Source organism: Paenibacillus sp. TC-CSREp1, from assembly GCF_050171015.1.
GTDB classification, from domain to species: Bacteria; Bacillota; Bacilli; order Paenibacillales; family Paenibacillaceae; genus Paenibacillus; species Paenibacillus silvae.
This window is the reverse complement of sequence record NZ_JBNOKM010000004.1, coordinates 169,653-190,747: the sequence shown is the minus strand read 5'-3', so window position 1 is coordinate 190,747 and position 21,095 is coordinate 169,653. Positions and strand designations below refer to the sequence as shown.

Below are 21,095 nucleotides of genomic sequence, written 5' to 3'. Positions count from 1 at the left end.
CCGGAATATAACCATTGAAAATATAATCGAGTATTACGGGGATAACAGCGGTCGGAGGGTTGTTCTGTCATCGGAGTGTGCATCGTGTAAATTTTATTCCAAAGGAGAGATCATCATGAGAATGGTAGACATTATTGCCAAAAAACGTGACGGCAAAGAACTGACAACAGAAGAGATCGACTTTGTTGTTCAAGGATATACGCAAGGAGAGATTCCGGATTATCAAGTCAGCGCCTGGGCGATGGCTGTATTTTTCAAAGACATGACAGATAAAGAACGTGCAGATTTGACTATGTCTATGGTTAACTCGGGCGAAACGATTGACCTTTCTGCCATTGAAGGCATCAAGGTGGATAAACACTCCACCGGAGGCGTGGGTGATACAACTACACTGGTGCTTGCACCACTTGTCGCTGCGCTGGATGTGCCTGTGGCGAAAATGTCCGGGCGTGGCCTTGGTCACACTGGTGGTACAACGGACAAGCTGGAATCCGTAGCTGGCTTCCATGTGGAGCTTGAAAAGGAAGAGTTTATCCGTCTCGTCAACGAGCATAAAGTAGCGGTAATCGGCCAAAGCGGCAACCTTACGCCAGCGGACAAAAAGCTGTACGCACTGCGTGATGTAACGGCAACGGTTAACTCGATCCCCCTGATCGCAAGCTCAATTATGAGCAAAAAAATTGCGGCAGGTGCAGATGCCATTGTGCTCGACGTGAAAACAGGCGCTGGTGCGTTCATGAAAACAACAGAAGACGCGAAAGAACTGGCACATGCGATGGTGAGCATTGGTAACAATGTCGGCCGTAAAACGATGGCGGTTATCTCGGACATGTCCCAGCCGCTCGGTCTCGCGATCGGTAACGCGCTTGAAGTGAAGGAAGCAATCCTTACCCTGCAAGGCAAAGGTCCTAAGGATCTGGAAGAGTTGTGTCTGGCACTTGGACGTCAGATGGTGTTCCTTGCGGGCAAAGCGGATTCATTGGAGCAGGCTGAAGAAAAGCTGAAAGAAGTCATCCACAACGGAAAAGCGCTGGAGAAATTCAAACACTTCCTGGCAAACCAGGGCGGCGATGCTTCGGTCGTGGATCATCCAGACCGCCTGCCACAAGCCAAATATTTGATCGAGGTTCCAGCAGATCGCGACGGTTATGTTGCAGGCATTGTTGCGGATGAGATTGGAACAGCGGCGATGCTGCTTGGCGCAGGTCGTGCAACCAAAGAATCCGAGATTGACCTGGCTGTTGGTTTGATGCTGAATAAAAAAGTAGGCGATGCAGTGAAAGCCGGCGAGTCTCTGGTCACTATTCATGCCAACCGTGAAGATGTAGAGGCCGTTATCGCAAAAATTAAAGAGAACATTACCATTGCTGACCATGCGGATGCACCGGTATTGGTACATGACATCGTAACCGAGTAAGAGGATAGCCGGGTAACTTTATAGTAAAAGGCATTGCATTGCCTCAACACCAATTGTGGGGATGCAGGTAATATATCGAGACTAAAGAGACGAAGCAGATTAATTCTGCCCGTCTTTTTTTGTTTTTTAAGGTGGCGTGGGCGAGGTGAAAGCTAAGGGGTTCAGACCACCGATGTCCGTAGGGCACTGATGCACACTCTAGCCAAAAAAACTGATTGGTTCCATTCTGAACATTTTATTCAGGCTTCAGTTGTGCATTGCTGATGTAGTGCTAAAATTTAATAAGTTTTCGAAGTTGTTTTCTGGCTCTTTCCAATCTCTTTGAGGTGGCAGCTTCCGATAATCTCACAATTGCGCCAATTTCCTTGCAACTTTTCCTATCTAAATAGAACATTTCAACCATTCGACGCTGGTCATTATGCAATTCTCCGATGGCATCATACAATTCCTCGTGTACCCATTTTTTTTCTAATATCGTTTCCACTGAGAAGCTATTAGGAGTTTCATAGAGAGGAGCGAGAGCATGCAAAGCTTTGGTTTCTTTATTTACCTTTCTAATATAATCAATTGCGGTAGTACAGGCAACACGTCTGACCCATGCAGGAATATTTCGCACGGATTGGAGATGCGGTGCTCTTGATATTATTTTTAAAAAGCTCTCATGAATCAGATCTTCAGTAAGTGCATGGTCATAAAGTAGGGTATATAGATCTGAATAAACAAATATTCGATATTTTTTATAGATGATCTCTTGTTGGTCTTTTTCCAATTCATCATATGGTATGCACAATAAATAAAACCATTTTTTCTCTATCATTGGCGCAACCTCCCCATTTAGTCTTTAAAGGTTTCATCTCATTTAAGGTTCAGTGAGCAGGATAATTGATCTGAACAAATTTAGTGTAGCAGAAATAAAAATAAAAAAAATGATATAATATGTCAGGATTTTCTATTTTCTATCGTTATATATGTAGGGCCACTTTAGGAGGTCTCATTAATTCAAGTACAGATCGAAATGAATTTTTCTAAAGGAGGTTGGGTGGTGCTGTTTCTAGGGTTAGGAAACATTTCTAAAGGATGGGTCGTTTAAAGAAATAAGAAGCGATTCACTCCAATGCTGACAGGTAATATACTCAAAAGGAGGATAGAACGAACGAGAAGCAATTACATTTAAGATCTTTGATAATCGCTGGATTTCTTGAATCGATTGCATTAGTTGGTAGGCTGTCTTCTGGCTCAACTGAACTGAATCAGGAAAATACAAACCGATACATTTGTTAATTAATTTTGTTCATAGAAAACAGCTAGAATGTGTAGGTTACTTTCTCAAAAATTGAACACTTCATATTCAGAGGAATGGTATGAATTACTGATAGCTTCTTTGAAAAGAAAGGTTAATGTCAAGTTTCTAAAATTTTATGTTAAATCAAGTGTTCTTCTTTATTAAACGGGAGGTGTATTTTTGTGAAACGTAGGTTGTATATTTTTACTCTCTTATGTGCTTCTTTCTTCTTAATCTTTTCTGCTTCAGCTAGCGCTTATGTAACAATGGGTGGAAAATGGTCAAATGCAAGCAATTTGAGATATTGGAAAGACTCCACAGTCTCGCAATATGGATATTCGAGTCATATAGATCATGGTGCCAGTCAATGGAATGGAGTTACAACAAAAGTAGCATTAAGCAATGTTACTAGTGGATATGTTGACATTAAAGTTTTTGCAGGAGATACAAATACCACTGACGTAGGGGATGCATTAAACTATAGAGTTGATTGGTTAGGTAATCTTACAGCTTGTTGGGATTGTACGTATGCTACATCTGTAATAAGAATAAACAATCCTGTTGCAAAGAATTTAACACCTACAAGAGTCAACAAAACGGCTGCTCATGAATTTGGTCACAGTCTTGGGCTGGATCATTCAGGGGCTTCGCAAGCTATTATGAGGCAAGGTGATTTAGGATATGACACATTAAAACAAGATGATAAGGATGGAATAATTTATATTTATGGTAATTAACAATTTTAAACTTCGTTAAGGAGAGGGGATCAGTTATATGTCAATAAAAAAACTAGGATTACTGTCTGGTATATGCGTAGTAGTAATTTCTATAAGTGTGTACTTTTATCTTGATCGAACTCTGGTCAATACCGTTTATTCTAATCCTGATTGGGACCCATACACAAACGCTGAAGAGCTTGAATCCGCATCAGATCTGATTGCTATTGTGAAACCCACAGGCGAAAAAAAGCATATTATGGAAAAAGACAATGGTGGAATACCTATCTGGTACTGGACTGAAAGCACAGTTCTTATTCAAGAAATTGTTTATAGTAGAGATGGCTTGGTTAAGCCAGGTGAAAACATTATTGTAATCGAGCCTTATTCTATCGGTGAAAACACGACAGTTGGAAAATTAGAAATATTGCAAGAGGATTATACGAAGCTAATAGAAAATAATGAATATGTTATTCATTTGAAAAAGAAAGAAAAAGAGGACGTGTATTTGCCAGTTGCAAAAGATCAAGGCAAGATTAACATATCGCAGTTGGAGAACTCGAAATTTTCAGGCATTCATAAGGAAGTTTTGGATAAGTATGAATTAAGTATTCAATAAGTTTCAAACAAGGGATCTATCGCAGTAGCTTAAGGCTGTCGAGAAAGTTTCGACAGCTTTGATAATTCTCATTAGGTTATTAATATCAAAGTTTACTTTTGAATATGATGATCAGGCGCTGGAAGACGGAAACTTTTGACTACCAATTCAAATTGTTCATTAAGTCGCAAGGAAATCCCAAAATCGAAAACAAGCGCTAACATCAAAGCAGCAACTACCGTATGCCGAACGGTACGTCAGACTGTCTAACAATGATTACTGAGCATGCTTTAAAATGTGGGTCCTATGCAATTTTACTCAAATAAACATCATACATATTAGATTTTGAAAGAGCTTGGTCTCTAAAAAGACGTATAAGGTCCTTCATGCCCTTAATTTTAATTATTCTCTTGAAATTTATGGCAAGACAAATCAAATTGGTCACAGTGCCTACTGAAGCCAACCCTCGTGTTAAAAGTATGTATATCCTAAATGACGTTTCATCATACCCGAAAGGGTGCTGAACGTTTGCCGATCTTTGCTTATAAATAGTACTTTGAATACGCGTATTTTCGGCAATCTTTTCGAGCACTTCTTCGTCTTTAAGCCTGATTACTGCCATTCCGCTTTTGGCAGATGTGCAGGCCTCTTTTTGCTCGCAAATATGGAAGGCTTTACAATTGTAACACTTATACTCTTGCTCATCTTGTTTCCCATTCTATTTGAAAGGTGATTCATAACCCAACGGGCAAATTATCTATCGATTGAAGCATCATATTCAAAGTTCTCTTTTCAAATCCGCTTGCCACTCTGTTGTGCGTTCCCTTTTGAAGCTTAATTAAGAGTTCGATGCTTTCGTCGATCACGTTGGTGACTTCAAGGTAATTTAATAGCCTGTATCGGCCAGAATTGTGGTTGATCATGGAAAACTTGCTTTGTTTTCTTCGCGATAGGCTGTCCTTGATCGTTAACATCATTGACCGTATCGCAATCCACGATCAGTTTTTATACTTGTAGTTTGAACATTGAAACAACTTCATGCTTTCCGTTGTTCTTCATTGATTTGGCATCCGGATAGGTAAAACAATGCTGTGTTTCACCTGTTTCCTGGAGCTTTTATCTAATTACCTGCTTTGGTGATTGTCCTCAGTAAAAAAAGTCCTACAAATAGGCATCATTTTTTTCATCGATTTACTCTAGTTTCTTACTGACAATATTAGCATTAAAATGCTGTTTTTAGAGCAACTCGCCTTTAATTTTTGTCCCGTCAATCGAAACAAGTTGGCCATCGACCAACACGAAACCTTTCAACAGCAAAGTGAACTCTTAAAACAGATTTATAGCCGTTTGCTTATTCCTCATGAAAGCAGATAAAGTGCCGTGGTTCAGCTTGAACTTGCCAGTTAATAGCATCAGTTCAGTATTTCTTTTCGTTTCGGTTTCCATCTTGCGAGAGGAACGGATGCCGTTCATATAACAGTAAAGATAGAGCTTGAGAAGATATTCCCTGCAGTAAGATTGTTTGGCGATAGATGTATCTGATGTATATCTCACGCTTCGATATAAGGCATACACACTCATCTCCTTTGATATAGTAATTCGACAAGAGCCATCTATTTTCATGTCAAAACGAATATTTTTTTATAAATTGTTAGAAAGTCTGACGTACGGTAGTATGATAGATCGGCTGTTCAACAAATGGGCTATCACCATTCGATTTTAGTTTCGATTATAAGAGTCTGCGATCAATCTACTAAACCCACTTAAAAAGTGAGGCCGCTAACAGGTGGTACGCAAATTGGAAATATTAGTCTCGTAATAAAAGTGATTCCATCAACTCATTGCCAACATCTGCTTCATCACGAACATATTCCGCAAACTCATGAGTCAATATTAGTCTCATTAGGATCTCATTTCTGCTCGCTCAGAATTTTATCGTATGTTTTCACGGAATCTGCACTGGTGTAGATGTATGGACTGGCTGGCTGATCGATTGGTGTCACGTTTGTTGCTCGAATCTCCATCGTATCCTTTCCATCCACTTGGGCGGAACCAATCGTACCGCGGACTTGAACCCAGCTGTCCTTGGTCAGCCTGCTCGCTTCCGGCACATGAATCATCACACCAAACGGAGCTGCATCTGCCGGACAGCACATGACGAGGAAACGCCCCAGCGCAAAATGAGAATCATGCTCCATGCTGTCATCCCGATATACGAAGCCGGTAAGCATAATCTCCTTGCCTGCGAATTGACGCTGGAACATATCAATCGCGCCAAGTGTTTCTGAAAATATTTGCGGGTATACCTGAATGACAGGCTGTGCATATAACCTTTTTGCCAACTCAGCGAACTCATCGCTGTATTCATCGGGAGGTACAAACTGTACACTCGCAGGGGCAGCTGGCAGACCTGCTGACGCTTGCGGAACAGGCACCTTCACGTCCTGCACGTTCAAGCGAGGCGAGGCAGCAGGCAGCGGCTCTTTACGCCGAATTTCGGGCGCTGCATATGTCAGGGACATGCCTTTCTGACTGGCCATTGAACTGCCCAGAGCCTGATCTGGCAGCAGAAAACCGAGCAGTATCGGGAGTGCAATCAAACCATACACTAGCGAACTGCGCATAATCCCGGAAGGTGGAGGGTGCTCACACCCGCATTGCATTTCATTTCTGCCAAAAAGAGCATGCCAGGCCATAATGACCGCAATAAAAATCAGCGGAATGACACAAGCGAGCAGCAGCTTTTGCAGAGTTGGAGCCAGATAATAATGCAGGCCATTGCTTGAATGGAGGTGTATGATATACACAGCCAGGCTGCCAATCCAACCTGCACGTATGAGAGCATGCCACTGAATCACATTTGTTTTTGAGAAAAAGCTCCTGTTCATCGCCTGATTTCCGTAGCCCACAAATTTCACCCTCTCTCTATCAGCATCTTTTCAAAAACGGTGTAACGATAACCTGAAGATAAATATTTAATAGCATTAATCATTAACGCCATTAAATATTTTTAATATTGCAAATATTCTATATTCCGTTTTCAATTATCAACGTTCCGTATTTCTTACCGCTATTCTTAATTCCTTACAACTCAATCTCAAATCCCCGCTTCACCCAAAGAAATTCACCAGCCACGACCCAGCAAAGACCAGTATAACAATCGCTACACTTAATCCAATGACAAACCGTGTGCGGAAGGTAGAGAGCAGCATCAGTGTGCTTTTAAAATCCAGCATAGGCCCGAGCACAAGGAAGGAAATCAGCGGCCCTAATGCAAACGTATGGGAGAAAGCCGAAGCCACGAAAGCATCTGAGGTTGAGCACAGGGACAGCACATAAGCAAACCCCATCATAAATACATACGACGCAACCGGGCCGTTCCCCAGCGCAATCAGATCACTGCGACTCACAAACGTCTGAATACACGCTGTAATCAGCGCACCAATCACCAAATATTTGCTCATATCGACGAACTCGTCGCCTGCATGAATAAAAAAGCTGCGCCAGTCCTTTGGATGTGTATGATGATGATCATGGAAGCCTCCGTCTCCGTGCGAATGAGCATGAGAATGAGAGTGTGAGGGAGGAACGGCCATTTTGAAGCCAGGATGTGTCTTCACTTCGGTTGTCACACCTTTGGGTAAGCGAAGCGGACTGCGTTTAACAAACATATAGACAAGCCCTCCGACGGAAGCAGCTACAGTAAAAGCCAGCCCCATTCGAGCAAACGTAATTTCTGGATGATTGGGAAATGCGAGCAGGGTGGCCGTAAACACAATCGGATTGACCACAGGCCCGCTGAGGATAAACGTAACCGCAATATACGCAGGCATACCTTTACGCATAAGTCGGCGCACAACAGGAATCATACCGCATTCGCAGATTGGAAAAATAATACCGAGCAGCCCGGCAACTAATACGCCGCCAACGGGATGTTTAGGTGTAAGTCTGCGCACCATTTCTTCCGATACAAACCACTGCATAAGAGAGGACAAGAAAACACCCATCAGCAAAAAGGGGGCCGCCTCGAGAAAAATACTCACAAACACCGTTTTTATATTTTGCAAAGCTTCGCTATTCCAGACCCTACTCAGATCAGGAGCAAATGTGATGATGACCGGGACCACAAATGCACATGGAACCAGGAAGGTTAGAAGCTTCAAGCTGGCTGCCATTCTCATGAAAAGACCTCCGTCACTAGAACTTTGCTAGAATATATGCTTGTACGTGCTGTAACATACATCGATCTGACCTGTAAATCAACAATTTTACGATTAAACCAGTTTTCGTTCGTCACGCATCGGTTGACAAGCAAAAGCGGAGTGAGGTATAGTTTCTTGTGTATTAATCGTAATAATTACGATTAATAGCTTATCAGATTTGTTTTTGAAACAGAAGCAGTACCCGAAAAACATGATGAATTACACGTACCTTTAAAGAGTGGAGGAAGCTAATATGTCATCGTCATCGTCAGTGTCAGATCAACAGCAAGTTCAGAACCGAATTCCCGTTACCGTGCTTAGCGGCTATCTCGGAGCAGGCAAAACCACATTGTTAAACCATGTGCTTCATAATCGGGAGGGCATGCGAGTTGCCGTCATCGTAAACGATCTCAGTGAAGTAAATATTGATGCAGGATTGATTCGTGACGGAGGCGGGTTATCGCGAATTGATGAGAAGCTTGTAGAGATGTCCAATGGCTGTATCTGCTGCACACTCCGAGAGGATTTGCTGAAAGAGGTCGAGCGGCTTGGGCTCGATGGTTCGTTTGACTACATCCTGATTGAATCAACAGGGATTGGTGAGCCGGTCCCGGTAGCGCAGACATTTACGTATATAGATGAGGAGCTTGGCATTGATTTGACCCAATTCACCCGCCTGGACACGATGGTGACAGTGGTGGATGCCGCTCAGTTCTGGCGTGACTTTTATTCAAAAGAGACATTAAAGGATCGAGGACAGGAAGCTGGGGAAGACGATGTGCGTGGCATTGTGCATTTGTTGACGGATCAGGTGGAATTCTGTGACGTTCTGGTGCTGAACAAGTGTGATCTGGTGTCCGAGGAGGAGCTGGCCAAGCTGGAAAAAGCACTACACGCGATGCAGCCTGAGGCCAAGCTGGTTCGTACAACGCATGGACAGATTGATCCGAGAGAGATTCTGAATACAGGACGCTTTGATTTTGAAAAAGCAAGCCAGTCCGCGGGCTGGATCCGCGAATTAATGAAGGAAGAACATACGCCTGAAACCGAGGAATACGGTATTCATTCGTTTGTATATCTTCGCAAACGCCCGTTTCATCCGGAGCGCCTGCTGCGCTGGATTGCCAAATGGCCGGACAGCATTGTACGCTCCAAAGGATTGATGTGGATGGCAACACGCAACCATATGGCGATATCGTTCAGCCACGCAGGAACCTCCAAACAGCTTGCACCTGCTGGGATATGGGTTGGTGCAATGAGCGAAGAAGAGCGGCATCTGCACTTTGGCGACACCCTGCCTGCTATTCCAGATTGGGATGATGAGTGGGGCGACCGGGTGACAAAACTTGTGTTTATCGGCATTGACATGGATCGCGTGGCTATAGAGCGGACACTGGATGAAACGCTGCTTACCGATGAAGAGATGCAGATGAACTGGCGTGAACTGAAAGACCCTTTTCCACAGTGGAGCTGATTCGTTAACAAAGTGCGTTCAGATAATGATAAATTCATTGCAGGTAAAGTTAAGGCGGGAGAAGAGCTGTCAGGAGTATAAGTGAATTCAGTAATTCTCGACAATATTAGGCGCATGGAGTGTTAATATGGAACGCTATCCTGTATATGAGCAGGGGGAGTATGTGCGCTTTTTGCAGCTGGTAAAATCCTAACGATCTCAGGAAGCCTTATTTCCCGCTTTTTGAGCTTTTGTGAAATCTAACGAATCCAGGAGACGTTATTTCGCGCAATGAAGCCAATTTTGTGCCACTGAGGACTGTTCTGTCGAGATAGCGTTTCTGGGAATCGTTAGAGTTGAAACTCGCTAAAAATGCGCCTAATAAGGCTTCTCCTGATCGTTAGCGCCGAAGAAGGCAGGGCTGTCCCCAGCCATTCATGATTTATGGGCCAGCCCCTTTAAATCTGCTGCTGCGCGAAAAAGATTAACTAAACAGCGGATTTGCGAGATAGAAATCGCCATTCCATTTTTTTGTGGACTAAAGCTGAAAGAGAGATTTACTGCAGATGAACCTGTCCATCTTTCAGAAGAATATGATGTGTGCACACAACAATTTTGCTAGGTGATTGCAAGGTTGACAAAAGAAAAGGCATAAGCTACTATCATTAAATAGTAACGATTACGAATTAAAAAGAGGAGGCAGTACCATGAGAGTCATTGTAACATTAGCCTGCACAGAGTGCGGAGATCGCAACTATACAACAACGAAGAACAAACGTAACCACCCGGAGCGTCTGGAAATGAAAAAGTATTCTCCACGTTTGAAGAAAATGACGATTCATCGGGAAACACGCTAAAATCGGGCAACACGATAATACCGAAACATAAGCTAAAAAATTTTGAGTTCTCTAAATCGTAAAATTTACGAAAATGAAAAGAGGGTACACCATGATTTTATCTTCCATGCGTGAAGTTGTATTTGGATATGGCAAAGAGCCAGTCATTGATCAACTATCGCTGGATATTCATGTAGGTGAATTCGTTGGCATCACAGGCCCGAATGGTTCTGCGAAAACAACGATGCTGAAATTGCTGCTGGGGCTGTTAAAGCCCTGGAGCGGTTCGGTACATATGAACACACAGCAGCTTCGAGGGGGCAAACTGGAAATAGGATATGTGCCGCAACAGGTGGCCTCGTTTAACAGCGGTTTTCCCAGCACGGTCATCGAACTGGTTCGCTCCGGCTGTTACCACAAGCTGGGACTTTTTCGCAGGTTCACTGCGGACAAAGAAGCGATTGTTGAACGCAGCCTGCGTGAAGTGGGCATGTGGGAATATCGCAACACGCGGGTTGGCGAGCTGTCGGGCGGACAGAAGCAGCGTATCTGTATTGCACGGGCATTGGCTGCACAGCCTCATGTGCTAGTGCTGGATGAACCCACAACAGGCATGGACCGGCGTAGCAGAGAAGGCTTCTATGATTTGATGCGTCATTATGCAGATGTGCACGGGCTGACCATTATTATGGTTACACATGGTCTGGAGGAGATCGGCAATCGGCTGGACCGGACGATCACGCTGGAGCGACAGGAAAGCGAGGAATGGCAGTGTTTGAGTACGAATTCATGCAACGTGCTTTCTGGGCTGGAGGGCTAATCGGGATGATTGCACCCATTCTGGGTGTATATCTGATGCTCAGACGGCAGGTACTGATGGCGGATACCCTTTCTCACGTTTCGCTTGCCGGGGTTGCGCTTGGTTCTGTCATGAACCTGAATCCGGTGCTGTGCGGCTTTGCGGTAGCCATGATCGGTGCTTTGCTGGTTGAACAGCTGCGGCGAAGCTATCGTACCTACAGCGAGGTGCCCGTGGCCATAATTATGACGTCGGGTCTGGCCTTAGCTGTCGTATTAATGAGTTTGAAGACAAATCTCTCCAAAACGTTCAGTTCATATCTGTTCGGTTCAATCGTAGCCGTAAGCAACACACAGCTGTGGATGATGGCGGCTGTATGCTTGATTGGATTAATCTTTTTTATTTGTCTGCGCAGACAGCTCTACAATCTGACTTTTGATGAAGAGACCGCCTCGATCGGGGGAGTTCGGGTCAAAGGATTGTCGTTTGCTTTTGCCATACTTACGGGAATGACCGTAGCCTCGGCCATGCCGATTGTCGGCGTACTGCTGGTCTCTGCACTGATTGTATTGCCGGCAGCGTTAGCCTTGAGAATATCACGCAGCTTTGCAACAGCAATCGTCATTGCTGTCATTACGGGGCTGGCAGGTATTTTTAGTGGACTGACCGCTTCTTACCAATGGAACACACCCCCAGGTGGAACGATTGCACTTATCCTGTTATTTTTCCTGTTGACCGGGATATCGGCTCAGAAGCTGATTTCATTATATAACCGTAAACGTCACCGCGCGGCACAGCAAAATCAGACAGCAACACTATATATACATTCCAAAGGGAACACATAATATGAAATGGGGAACTTATGATATGAAATTTGCTAAAAATTCCGCGCTTGCACTAGTTTTCAGCATGGCACTCGTTGTAACGGGCTGCGGGCAGAAGGCCCCGGCTGCTGAACCGGATGCATCCACAGCTACAGCCGCATCCACTCCGGCGGAGACGGAGCAAAAATTGAACGTGCAGGTGAGCTTCTATCCAATGTATGAATTCACGAAAAATGTAGCGGGTGATCTGGCAGATGTGCATACGCTTGTACCCGCTGGAATGGAGCCGCATGACTGGGAGCCAACTCCTCAGGATATGGCTAGCATCGAAAAGGCAGATGTGCTCGTTTACAACGGAGCAGGTATGGAATCCTGGATTGATCAGGTCAAGGACAGTCTGAGCAGCAGCAAGCTGATTCAAGTCGAGGCGAGTCAAGGCATTAGCATTCGTGAGGGTGGCGAAGAAGAGGAGCATGACCACGACCATGACCATGCAGACGAAGCCGCTTCAGGGGAGCATGATCACGCGGATGATGCTGCTGTGAAGGATGGTCACGACCATGCAGAAGCCAGCAGTGAAGAGCATGACCATGACCATGACCATGGCGGACTTGATCCTCATGTATGGTTATCTCCGGCACTGGCCATAAAAGAGGTTCGCAACATTGAAGCTGGACTGGCGAAGGCTGCACCTCAGCATGCAGATCAGTTCAAACAGAATGCTGATGCATATGTTGCCAAGCTCGAAGCACTGGATCAGGATTTCAAGGCGGCTGTAAAGGACAGCAAACGTAAAGACTTCATCACACAGCACGCGGCTTTTGCTTATTTGGCACAGGAGTATGGTCTTCAGCAGGTACCGATTGCCGGTTTGTCTCCTGAACAGGAGCCATCCGCGGCACAGATGGCGTCAGTGATTGATTTTGCCAAAGAACACAAGGTCAAAACAATCTTCTTCGAAACCCTGGTATCCTCCAAAGTGTCCGATACGATTGCACAGGAGGTTGGGGCCAAAACGGCTGTATTAAATCCGATTGAAGGTTTGACCGAGGACGAAGTCAAAGCAGGCAAGGACTACATCAGTGTCATGAGAGAGAACCTGGAGGCGCTGAAGCTGGCGCTGAACGAATAAGCAGGAATCCCGATTCAATTTGATGCACAGCACCGAAAAAGGTACAATATAACAACATGCTAAGGAATGAATGAGATCGATTCCTTTGCCTTTTGCGAAGCAGAGAGCACAGCGATGTGCTCTCTTTCGCTTGAGACGACCGGATGAAGCAGAAGAGGAGGATACGATGGACCCGCATGAACAAAATGAAGAGCAGGAAGTGCTGTTAAGTGAGCAGCCCGCCCATCTGTGGAGAAGACGAAAGCAGGAATTGATGTACTGGACCGAGCGGGATAAACAGGTCATTATTCCCAAACAGACAGCGATCTGGAACGGGATTGAGGTTGATACAGAGTTAGTCTCTTCGCTAAGCCTGCTGCATGAAGCAGGTGTGCAGACGGAGTTTTCATGTGCAGGCGTCAGTCCGCTGGATGAACCTGTTGATCACTCCCTGTATGCTTATGTAACGCTGATTCATAGCCCGGCATCCGAGCAGTTCGTGAATTATGCGCTGCAGCGAATGAAAAACCGATTATTAGTGACATATGAGCCCGGGCGCGGCCGATATGATCTTTCTTCTTTTTTCATTGGACATAATCGCAGCTTCTGTTGGTGGATGGAACGATGTGCACTGGACTTCAAAAGACGAAACGAAGCAGGGGAAGAGCACGTAGTATAATGGGATAGGCTCGCTTACATGAAGGCAAGGAGGTCTGAACAGAGTGAACAAGTGGCTCAAAACGATTCTTTTTCTGATGGCCTCTGTATTTCTGACCCGGATGATCCCGTTCTCGTCCTTATTTCGTAATCTGGATACGATGATTCATGAATTCGCGCATGCGCTAATGACACTGGTGTTGTCCGGCAAGGTGCTGCGGATTGAATTGTATGCGGACCACAGTGGTGTAACGTATTCATCCATGCTGACACCAGGGAGATCGATATTTGTTTCGCTGGCAGGATACATCGGGGCATCGCTGTTTGCATGGTTATTGTTCTATCTGTATCGCAAAGGTCGGCACATGTGGGGACTTGGATTAATGACGGCTGTGGCTCTTGTCTCATTGCTGTTATATGTCAGAGGGGAATTCGGCATGCTGTGGTTGACCGGGTTTATTGCTCTGAATGTGGTTATCATGATCTTCGGGGCGAAAATTGCCAAGTATTATTATCTGCTGCTCGCCTTTATTACGCTGGAGGAGTCGGTGGTCAGTGCGATGTACATCGGCTGGACTTCATGGACACGTCCTTCTCAGGCTGGAGATGCAGCGAATCTGGCACAGCAGACATTTCTGCCTGCGTTGTTCTGGGGTACGCTGTTTGCTTTGTTTGCTCTATGGTGTGCAAGGGGAGCGCTCACACTCTTCTTCCGCAAAGAAGGCAAGGCAAATGCGCCCAGGTCTCGCAGGTTCAACAGAGCATAATCGACCGGGTATCACGGGAACAGGCTGCCATGCCTGAACGAAAAGCACTTCCTTTTCACAGAGAGAGGGGGTGTTTTTTTGCTTTTTTCATGTCATGGTCAGTAACAGTTAATCCCCAAGGTTATCCCACAATGCATAAAAATAATAAATTTCCTCCATAATCGCTTGGTCATCCTTCGCCGCAATACCACCCTGCATTCGTGCGAGTGCACCCAGAATATCATAGATGGTCTCGCGTTCCACACTGAACTGGATCCGATTGACGATGCGATCCCAGGCTTGCATGGCATAGTCGACCTGTGCTTTGGCTTTGGTCCACTGCTTGTCCTGAACGTGCTTCTCCAGCAGCTGTATAGATTCGAATAACCGATCCTGCGTACCAAAAGGTTTTTTCAGCCAAGTCCCGCTAACCATAATAGCGATAAACAGTAACAGCATGACAATGGGGATTGCATAGAGCAGCCATGATTGTTTTTTCATTTTCTGCCCTCCTTGTTGTCCTCTTCAGGTTCTGACTTTTCAGGTAGCTGATCCTTGTACAGATCAATATACAGCTTGTCATTGGGTAAAATGGCGGCAAAGGCAATGTCCTGAATGGTCAGATTTTGTTTTTTCAATTGCTCGGTTAACCATTGACTACTTTTGTTTCGCTGCGCCAGATTTGGCTTGATCAGAATGCCATCAACGATCAGCTCAGTCATGAGCTTTTGGGGTGGTGGATGCATGTGCATGTCACTGGCAGTGACGGGCTGCAGCTCCGGTTTCAGTGCAATGGAGAGGGTGCCGTCCGGCTCCAGAATGCCATAATTGACGGTGGTCAGGTCAAATACATCCTTTTGTCGCAGCATCATGGTAAGTTCATCGAACTTTACGCGCATTTTACTCAGATTCTGCTCCAGAATTTTGCCGTTTTGAATGACGAGTGTGGGATCAGAGTCCATGATGTTAGAGAAGGTACGACTCTTGAGTGTAATGTATTGAAAGAGAATGGTAATTAGCGTAAATATGGTCAGGGCCACAAAATGAATCCATGCCTTGGACGACAAATCGGTCGCAAACGTGCCTGCAATGGAACCGATCGTAATGCCGTTAATATAGTCAAAATAGGTCAGGTTGCCCATCTGCTGTTTTCCCAGTACCCTCGTATAGATAATTAAGGTGAGAAAAGCGATAATAGCTCGCACGGCAACAACCGTTGTTTCCTCCATCATGTGCAGTTCACCGTCCTTTACATCCACAATCCTTGCCCACAAGCAGGCAACTTATTCCTTCTGCTTCAGACTGCAAACATGAAAAAACCGAAGCCCATGATGAAATCACGAGCTTCGGTTCGAGTTACAGATATATAGATAATCAGTTCAAGAGGTTAAGTATGTGAAAAAAGAGTTTATACGCCTGAATAAGCCATAAATCCGCCGTCTACAGGTACAACAATGCCCGTCACAAAGCCGGATTGCTGCTCATCTGCGAGCCACATTAATGTTCCCAGCAAATCCTCCGGCTTGCCGAAGCGGCGCATCGGTGTATGTGCGATGATTTTGCTGGAGCGCTCGGTTGGCGAACCGTCAGGCTGCAGGAGCAGATTGCGATTCTGCTCGGTCAGGAAGAAGCCGGGGGCAATAGCGTTGACCCGAATGCCGGACTCCGCCAGATGCACGGCAAGCCACTGCGTGAAATTGTTAATGGCTGCTTTGGCAGCGCTGTACGCCGGAACTTTGGTCATAGGCGAAGGGGCGCTCATTGACGATATATTGATAACTGTAGCCGGTACATCACGTTCAATCATCTGCTTGGCAAAAATCTGAGTAGGGATAAGGGAGCCGACAAAGTTCAGATCCATCACCTGACGAAAACCATCAACACTAACATCAAAGAAGGTGGTTACATCCGGGTTGCCCAGATCCTCGGGTTTAAAAATTTCATTCGTCGTATTGGCGCTTGCATGATTGCCACCTGCACCGTTAATCAAAATGTCACAAGGACCGAGCTGCTCGCGAACGATATCTGCCGCCGCCTGCACACTGTCAGCCTGTGTTACATCACATGCAACGGCAATGGCACGACCACCTGCCTGCTCAATAGAAGCAGCCACTTCCTGGCCCTTCGATACGGTGCGGTTCAGAATGGCGATCTGTGCACCATGTCTGGCAAGCTCTTCAGCCATGGCACGGCATAAGACACCTGCACCACCGGTAATAACAGCCGTTTTGCCCTTCAGCCGTGGTGTTTGTTCAGAATGTGAGATGGAGCTGTGCTCGTTTGTACTCATGCGTTTGACCTCCTTTGCAGTGAATCCCAGACACCCCAGAGATACATAATACCGAGTGCACGGTCATACAGCCCGTAGCCCGGTCGGCATTGTTCTCCCCACAGATGTCGTCCATGGTCGGGTCTGGCATATCCTTCAAAGCCAATATCGTGGTAGGCCTCCACAACGCCTGCAATATCTACACTGCCGTCCTGACTGCGGTGAGACGTTTCAATAAAGTCACCATTGTCATAGACCTTCACATTACGAATGTGGGCAAACGGGATACGATCTTTGAACTCATGAATCATCGCAATGATATCATTGTCAGGATTGGCTCCGAGAGAACCGCTGCACAAGGTTACACTGTTAGCAGGGCTGTCATACAGCTTCAGGTATCTGCGAACATTATCCTGATTAATGATGATTTTAGGAAGACCAAAGATTGGCCATGGCGGATCATCCGGGTGGATTGCCATTCGAATGCCAAGGCGTTCGGCAGTCGGGATGATCTCCTGCAGGAAATAACGGGCGTTCTCCCACATATCTTCTTCGGTTACATCCTTGTAGGCTTCAAACAAACTGGTCAGATACTGAAGACGTTCCGGCTCCCAGCCTGGCATGGTCAGCGCGGAGTTTTCAGTGATTTTGCGAACAAGCTCCAGCGGTTCGATGTTATGCAATCTGCTGCTTTCATAGAAAAGGGCAGTTGAACCGTCTTCCATCTCTTTGTGCATATCGGTACGAAGCCAATCAAAGATCGGCATGAAGTTGTAACAGATGACTTTGACACCTACCTGGGCAAGTTTCTCCATCGTTTTAATGTAATTTGCGATATATTTGTCCCGGGAAGGCAATCCAAGCTTGATATCCTCATGAATGTTAACGCTCTCTACAACATCCAGATGCAGCCCGGCTTTGTCGGCAGCTGCCTTGACCGCGAGAATTTTGTCCATCGGCCACTCATCCCCGGCGGGAACATCATGCAGCGCCCATACGATACCTTCAACGCCAGGAATTTGCCGGATGTGATCCAGTGAAACTGTGTCATTGCCTTCGCCAAACCAGCGAAAAACCATCTTCATTCCATTCACCTCATCATGATTAGTGGAAGCTGCTTTAAACTTTGTGATGTAGGGCAGTAAATGTAGCTCATTGAAAATAGGAAGCATATGTATCCCGAAGCATACTCAGGTCTGTCACGGTCAGGTGCAGATGCTCCTGTGCCAGACGTTCTGCCTGATCTGCATCCTGCTGCAGGATCGCTTGAACCATGGATCTGTGCTGCTCGATCAGGTGATCCCAGTGATGATCCGAGGACAGACGGAGCATACGGCTTCGATTCAAATGCACACTCATCTGCTCAATCACGGTCCAGGTTTTACTTTTGTTACAGCCTGCAAAAAGAGTGCTATGGAACTCCTCGTCCAGTTGAAACATACGCCGATCATCCGGTTCCTTCAGGCATTGCTGCTGGAGTGTAAGATTTTGTTCAAGAGCTGACATCTGCTCGGCCGGAAAATGTGCGCATGCCAGACGAATGACTGCTCGTTCAAGATGCTCTCGCATGAACCTGGCTTCTTCAACCAGATCAACATGAATGAGGGAGACATACGTCCCGCGCTGCGGATACACTTCCAGTAAACCTTCCTGGGCCAGCCTTACAAAGCTTTCGCGGACAGGCGTTCGGCTAACCTGGAAGCCCAGCGAGATTTCCTTCTCCGATATGGCTGTGCCCGGTGGCAGTTCGAGACTCAAAATCTGTTGTTTCAGCGTGTCATAAACAAGATCTCGTGTCGAGTAGGCCTGCTTGTTCAGCGCAGACAGATGACTTGTTATGGGCGGCAAGGCGGCTTTGGTTGACAACTTCGGGATTTGATCCACAACTTCAACTCCTTCATTGCCATACTACCATACAAGTATGGTGAAATGGAAGCGTTTTATTTTGATTCTAACGCAAGGAAAAATTGAAGGATATGAGCGCATGGATTGTACGAGGACAAGTGCATGGTTGCGATTAGTTCCGGTTTGTAATATTATTTAACTATTAGGTTTAAATGTTTAAACCAAACGACATAAATAAAAACGTTAAATATAAATCAGAAATATATAAGTTGATCTATTTATTTACACGTGAACGAAAGAGGACAGAAAAAACCTGAAAAAGCGAAGCGGTCGCCTTTATCACCGGATTTTCCCTTTGGAAAAGGGAATCGAAAAAATCTGGGGATAACCGCTACTCTCAGGTTGTTCTGTCATCGGAGTGGATTGTGTAAAATCTTTAGCTCAACTTATATAGACAGATGAGGTGTACCGATGAGTCAGAAGGCCATATCTATTTTCCAAACCTGTATTCCGTTGTTTCAAGTGTTAAGCGACAATCATCGCCAGTCGATCTTGCTGATGCTTAGCGAACAAGGCAGGATGACGGTGAATGAAATCACGGAACAGTCCAGTCTCTCCCGTCCAGCCATATCCCATCATCTGAAGCTACTGCTCGAGAAGGGTCTGATCTCGGTGGAACAGAAGGGCACACAGCGTTATTATTCGGCTTCCCTGCATGCTTCTGTTGATCTGCTGAAACAGCTTGTTGCCGCATTGGAAGAGGAATGTTTGTAATTCGAGCCATGTAAAACGATCGGTCATAGACGGATCAAAAGCAAGAAACTATGTTTACCAACGACAACATGCCTAGGCATGTATAGTATACGTTCGTAGGTTTAAACCTTTAACAACTACCTTTGATCACTAAAATAAATGAGGAGTGAAGCAGTTATGACAACGTTGCAGGAGTTAAGCAGTGAAGATGTTCAAGTGATTTTGACAAAACAACAGTCGTTTTTTCGTTCAGGTGCCACACGTTCGGCTGAAGTGAGAATACAGCGGCTAACCCGCCTGAAGCAGGCTATACAGAAGTACGAAACCAGACTGACAGAGGCGTTATACCAAGACCTGGGAAAGAGTGAATTCGAGTCATACACGACGGAGATTGGTTTTATGCTGGACAGCATCACACACACGATTCGCAAGATATCAAAGTGGATGAAACCCACCAAAGTCAAAACTCAAGTGGCACTTCTCGGTTCCAAAAGCTTCATCATTCCTGAGCCATACGGTACGGTTCTGATCATTGGACCATTCAATTATCCATTCCAGCTTCTCATCGAACCACTGGTTGGTGCAATTGCTGCGGGCAATACGGCGGTGCTTAAAGCGTCGGAGCATACCCCGGCCGTATCCGCTGTTGTCCGGGAGTTGATTGATGAGGTGTTCGAGCCAGAGTACGTGCAGGTCGTCGAAGGGGCCAAGGATACAACAACAGCGCTGATTCATGCGCCTTTTGATTATATTTTTTTCACAGGCAGTGTACCGGTCGGGAAAATTGTGATGCAGGCTGCGGCCCAAAACCTCGTGCCTGTCACGTTGGAGCTTGGTGGCAAAAGCCCTGTCATCGTAGATGAACAGGCAGATATTCAAGTGGCGGCTGAACGCATTATCTGGGGCAAGCTGCTCAATACAGGGCAAACCTGTATCGCACCCGATTATTTGCTGGTACATGAGCGTGTAAAACAGCCCTTGATTGAAGCATTGAAAGGAGCGATTGCTGCTTTCTTCGGAACAGATATTCAAAATAATAAGGATTACGGGCGCATTGTTAACCATTCACACTTTAAACGACTTACGACACTTATTGAACGAGATCGCGAGAAGGTGATCTATGGCGGGGCTTCGGATGAGGAGCATCGTTTTATCGAGCCGACTTTGATTGATGCTTCATGGGGTGCAGCCACGATGGAGGACGAGATTTTTGGGCCTATTTTGCCAATAATCAGTTATGGTCACCTGGATGAAGCGATTGCTCAGATTGTGAAACGTCCCAAGCCGCTTGCGTTGTATCTGTTTACATCCAATAAGGATGTTCAGGATAAAGTATTAACCGAGGTTTCCTTTGGCGGTGGCTGTATTAACGACACGATTACACATGTCGCCAATCCGCGTCTGCCGTTTGGAGGAGTCGGACATTCAGGCATAGGCTCATATCATGGGCGGTACAGCTTTGAGACTTTTTCTCATATGAAGAGTATTCTGAAAAAAAGCACCAGGATTAACCCGCCTGTGCTGTACCCGCCGTATGATAACAAGCTGAAGCTGATCAAGCGTTTGCTGAAATAGCAGCTAACCATC

Annotated in this window: 21 protein-coding genes and 1 pseudogene; 12 read left to right on the top strand and 10 right to left on the bottom strand. The window is 45.6% G+C overall.

What is annotated here, in order from left to right:
* The first annotated feature begins 115 nt into the window (after positions 1-115).
* Positions 116-1,417, top strand: a complete 1,302-nt coding sequence (locus tag ACQSGY_RS07450) for a pyrimidine-nucleoside phosphorylase (RefSeq protein ID WP_145402005.1) — start codon at positions 116-118, stop codon at positions 1,415-1,417.
* 271 nt (positions 1,418-1,688) lie between these two features.
* Here ACQSGY_RS07450 and ACQSGY_RS07445 read toward each other — a convergent pair whose 3' ends face one another.
* A complete protein-coding gene (locus tag ACQSGY_RS07445; protein ID WP_427051352.1) occupies positions 1,689-2,234 on the bottom strand; it encodes an RNA polymerase sigma factor in 546 nt (181 codons plus the stop codon).
* 647 nt (positions 2,235-2,881) lie between these two features.
* On the opposite strand from ACQSGY_RS07445, the gene ACQSGY_RS07440 reads away from it, so the two are divergent.
* Together ACQSGY_RS07440 and ACQSGY_RS07435 are read left to right on the top strand one after the other, a co-directional pair.
* Entirely contained in the window at positions 2,882-3,436 is a 555-nt protein-coding gene (locus ACQSGY_RS07440) for a matrixin family metalloprotease (RefSeq protein WP_427051351.1), read from the top strand.
* Positions 3,437-3,473: 37 nt separating this feature from the next.
* Positions 3,474-4,034 carry a hypothetical protein gene (locus ACQSGY_RS07435; RefSeq protein ID WP_427051350.1) on the top strand — a complete coding sequence of 187 codons (561 nt, stop codon included), beginning with the start codon at positions 3,474-3,476 and terminating at the stop codon, positions 4,032-4,034.
* A 283-nt stretch (positions 4,035-4,317) separates the two neighbouring features.
* Here ACQSGY_RS07435 and ACQSGY_RS07430 read toward each other — a convergent pair.
* From ACQSGY_RS07430 to ACQSGY_RS07415, 4 genes and pseudogenes are all read right to left on the bottom strand, one after another.
* Positions 4,318-4,710 (bottom strand): annotated as a pseudogene (locus tag ACQSGY_RS07430) (transposase); the annotation flags it as partial.
* 629 nt (positions 4,711-5,339) lie between these two features.
* Positions 5,340-5,594, bottom strand: a complete 255-nt coding sequence (locus ACQSGY_RS07425; RefSeq protein WP_427051349.1) for a transposase — start codon at positions 5,592-5,594, stop codon at positions 5,340-5,342.
* 329 nt (positions 5,595-5,923) lie between these two features.
* Complete coding sequence (locus ACQSGY_RS07420) at positions 5,924-6,901, bottom strand: TIGR03943 family putative permease subunit (RefSeq protein ID WP_427051348.1); 978 nt, start codon at positions 6,899-6,901, stop codon at positions 5,924-5,926.
* Positions 6,902-7,123: 222 nt separating this feature from the next.
* Positions 7,124-8,194, bottom strand: a complete 1,071-nt coding sequence (locus ACQSGY_RS07415; RefSeq protein WP_427051347.1) for a permease — start codon at positions 8,192-8,194, stop codon at positions 7,124-7,126.
* 274 nt (positions 8,195-8,468) lie between these two features.
* Here ACQSGY_RS07415 and ACQSGY_RS07410 point away from each other — a divergent pair, with 274 nt between their 5' ends.
* From ACQSGY_RS07410 to ACQSGY_RS07380, 7 genes are all read left to right on the top strand, one after another.
* Positions 8,469-9,689: a GTP-binding protein gene (locus ACQSGY_RS07410; protein ID WP_427051346.1), complete on the top strand. Its 1,221-nt coding sequence runs from the start codon at positions 8,469-8,471 to the stop codon at positions 9,687-9,689.
* A 686-nt stretch (positions 9,690-10,375) separates the two neighbouring features.
* Positions 10,376-10,525, top strand: a complete 150-nt coding sequence (rpmG, locus tag ACQSGY_RS07405; RefSeq protein ID WP_036613813.1) for a 50S ribosomal protein L33 — start codon at positions 10,376-10,378, stop codon at positions 10,523-10,525.
* A 91-nt stretch (positions 10,526-10,616) separates the two neighbouring features.
* The gene (locus ACQSGY_RS07400; RefSeq protein WP_427051345.1) at positions 10,617-11,324 is read left to right on the top strand and encodes a metal ABC transporter ATP-binding protein; all 708 of its coding nucleotides are present in this window, start codon (positions 10,617-10,619) and stop codon (positions 11,322-11,324) included.
* Positions 11,270-12,148: a metal ABC transporter permease gene (locus tag ACQSGY_RS07395; protein ID WP_427051344.1), complete on the top strand. Its 879-nt coding sequence runs from the start codon at positions 11,270-11,272 to the stop codon at positions 12,146-12,148. Before ACQSGY_RS07400 ends, ACQSGY_RS07395 begins: the two co-directional genes overlap by 55 nt.
* 22 nt (positions 12,149-12,170) lie before the next feature.
* A complete protein-coding gene (locus ACQSGY_RS07390; protein WP_427051343.1) occupies positions 12,171-13,259 on the top strand; it encodes a metal ABC transporter solute-binding protein, Zn/Mn family in 1,089 nt (362 codons plus the stop codon).
* A 130-nt stretch (positions 13,260-13,389) separates the two neighbouring features.
* Complete coding sequence (locus ACQSGY_RS07385) at positions 13,390-13,917, top strand: hypothetical protein (protein ID WP_427051342.1); 528 nt, start codon at positions 13,390-13,392, stop codon at positions 13,915-13,917.
* A gap of 43 nt (positions 13,918-13,960) precedes the next feature.
* Positions 13,961-14,662, top strand: a complete 702-nt coding sequence (locus ACQSGY_RS07380) for a M50 family metallopeptidase (RefSeq protein ID WP_427051341.1) — start codon at positions 13,961-13,963, stop codon at positions 14,660-14,662.
* A 108-nt stretch (positions 14,663-14,770) separates the two neighbouring features.
* Here the strand turns inward: ACQSGY_RS07380 and ACQSGY_RS07375 are convergent, their stop codons facing one another.
* From ACQSGY_RS07375 to ACQSGY_RS07355, 5 genes are all read right to left on the bottom strand, one after another.
* Positions 14,771-15,142, bottom strand: a complete 372-nt coding sequence (locus ACQSGY_RS07375) for a DUF4363 family protein (protein ID WP_188591848.1) — start codon at positions 15,140-15,142, stop codon at positions 14,771-14,773.
* Positions 15,139-15,900 carry a DUF421 domain-containing protein gene (locus ACQSGY_RS07370; protein ID WP_427051340.1) on the bottom strand — a complete coding sequence of 254 codons (762 nt, stop codon included), beginning with the start codon at positions 15,898-15,900 and terminating at the stop codon, positions 15,139-15,141. Before ACQSGY_RS07370 ends, ACQSGY_RS07375 begins: the two co-directional genes overlap by 4 nt.
* Before the next feature lie 149 nt (positions 15,901-16,049).
* The gene (locus tag ACQSGY_RS07365) at positions 16,050-16,931 is read right to left on the bottom strand and encodes an SDR family oxidoreductase (protein WP_427051339.1); all 882 of its coding nucleotides are present in this window, start codon (positions 16,929-16,931) and stop codon (positions 16,050-16,052) included.
* Positions 16,928-17,995 carry a mannonate dehydratase gene (uxuA, locus tag ACQSGY_RS07360; protein WP_145402013.1) on the bottom strand — a complete coding sequence of 356 codons (1,068 nt, stop codon included), beginning with the start codon at positions 17,993-17,995 and terminating at the stop codon, positions 16,928-16,930. Before uxuA ends, ACQSGY_RS07365 begins: the two co-directional genes overlap by 4 nt.
* Before the next feature lie 67 nt (positions 17,996-18,062).
* A complete protein-coding gene (locus tag ACQSGY_RS07355) occupies positions 18,063-18,737 on the bottom strand; it encodes a GntR family transcriptional regulator (RefSeq protein ID WP_427051503.1) in 675 nt (224 codons plus the stop codon).
* 489 nt (positions 18,738-19,226) lie between these two features.
* Here ACQSGY_RS07355 and ACQSGY_RS07350 point away from each other — a divergent pair, with 489 nt between their 5' ends.
* The gene (locus ACQSGY_RS07350) at positions 19,227-19,529 is read left to right on the top strand and encodes an ArsR/SmtB family transcription factor (RefSeq protein ID WP_111270827.1); all 303 of its coding nucleotides are present in this window, start codon (positions 19,227-19,229) and stop codon (positions 19,527-19,529) included.
* 156 nt (positions 19,530-19,685) lie between these two features.
* Positions 19,686-21,083, top strand: a complete 1,398-nt coding sequence (locus ACQSGY_RS07345; protein ID WP_427051338.1) for an aldehyde dehydrogenase — start codon at positions 19,686-19,688, stop codon at positions 21,081-21,083.
* The last annotated feature ends 12 nt before the right edge of the window (positions 21,084-21,095 follow it).

What these genes read in the sequence shown, in the direction of transcription:
- ACQSGY_RS07450 (WP_145402005.1), top strand. Translation starts at nt 116, where the DNA reads ATGAGAATGGTAGACATTATTGCCAAAAAACGTGACGGCAAAGAACTG.
- ACQSGY_RS07445 (WP_427051352.1), bottom strand. Translation starts at nt 2,234, where the DNA reads ATGATAGAGAAAAAATGGTTTTATTTATTGTGCATACCATATGATGAA.
- ACQSGY_RS07435 (WP_427051350.1), top strand. Translation starts at nt 3,474, where the DNA reads ATGTCAATAAAAAAACTAGGATTACTGTCTGGTATATGCGTAGTAGTA.
- ACQSGY_RS07425 (WP_427051349.1), bottom strand. Translation starts at nt 5,594, where the DNA reads ATGAGTGTGTATGCCTTATATCGAAGCGTGAGATATACATCAGATACA.
- ACQSGY_RS07420 (WP_427051348.1), bottom strand. Translation starts at nt 6,901, where the DNA reads ATGAACAGGAGCTTTTTCTCAAAAACAAATGTGATTCAGTGGCATGCT.
- ACQSGY_RS07415 (WP_427051347.1), bottom strand. Translation starts at nt 8,194, where the DNA reads ATGAGAATGGCAGCCAGCTTGAAGCTTCTAACCTTCCTGGTTCCATGT.
- ACQSGY_RS07410 (WP_427051346.1), top strand. Translation starts at nt 8,469, where the DNA reads ATGTCATCGTCATCGTCAGTGTCAGATCAACAGCAAGTTCAGAACCGA.
- rpmG (WP_036613813.1), top strand. Translation starts at nt 10,376, where the DNA reads ATGAGAGTCATTGTAACATTAGCCTGCACAGAGTGCGGAGATCGCAAC.
- ACQSGY_RS07400 (WP_427051345.1), top strand. Translation starts at nt 10,617, where the DNA reads ATGATTTTATCTTCCATGCGTGAAGTTGTATTTGGATATGGCAAAGAG.
- ACQSGY_RS07395 (WP_427051344.1), top strand. Translation starts at nt 11,270, where the DNA reads ATGGCAGTGTTTGAGTACGAATTCATGCAACGTGCTTTCTGGGCTGGA.
- ACQSGY_RS07390 (WP_427051343.1), top strand. Translation starts at nt 12,171, where the DNA reads ATGAAATTTGCTAAAAATTCCGCGCTTGCACTAGTTTTCAGCATGGCA.
- ACQSGY_RS07375 (WP_188591848.1), bottom strand. Translation starts at nt 15,142, where the DNA reads ATGAAAAAACAATCATGGCTGCTCTATGCAATCCCCATTGTCATGCTG.
- ACQSGY_RS07365 (WP_427051339.1), bottom strand. Translation starts at nt 16,931, where the DNA reads ATGAGTACAAACGAGCACAGCTCCATCTCACATTCTGAACAAACACCA.
- uxuA (WP_145402013.1), bottom strand. Translation starts at nt 17,995, where the DNA reads ATGAAGATGGTTTTTCGCTGGTTTGGCGAAGGCAATGACACAGTTTCA.
- ACQSGY_RS07350 (WP_111270827.1), top strand. Translation starts at nt 19,227, where the DNA reads ATGAGTCAGAAGGCCATATCTATTTTCCAAACCTGTATTCCGTTGTTT.
- ACQSGY_RS07345 (WP_427051338.1), top strand. Translation starts at nt 19,686, where the DNA reads ATGACAACGTTGCAGGAGTTAAGCAGTGAAGATGTTCAAGTGATTTTG.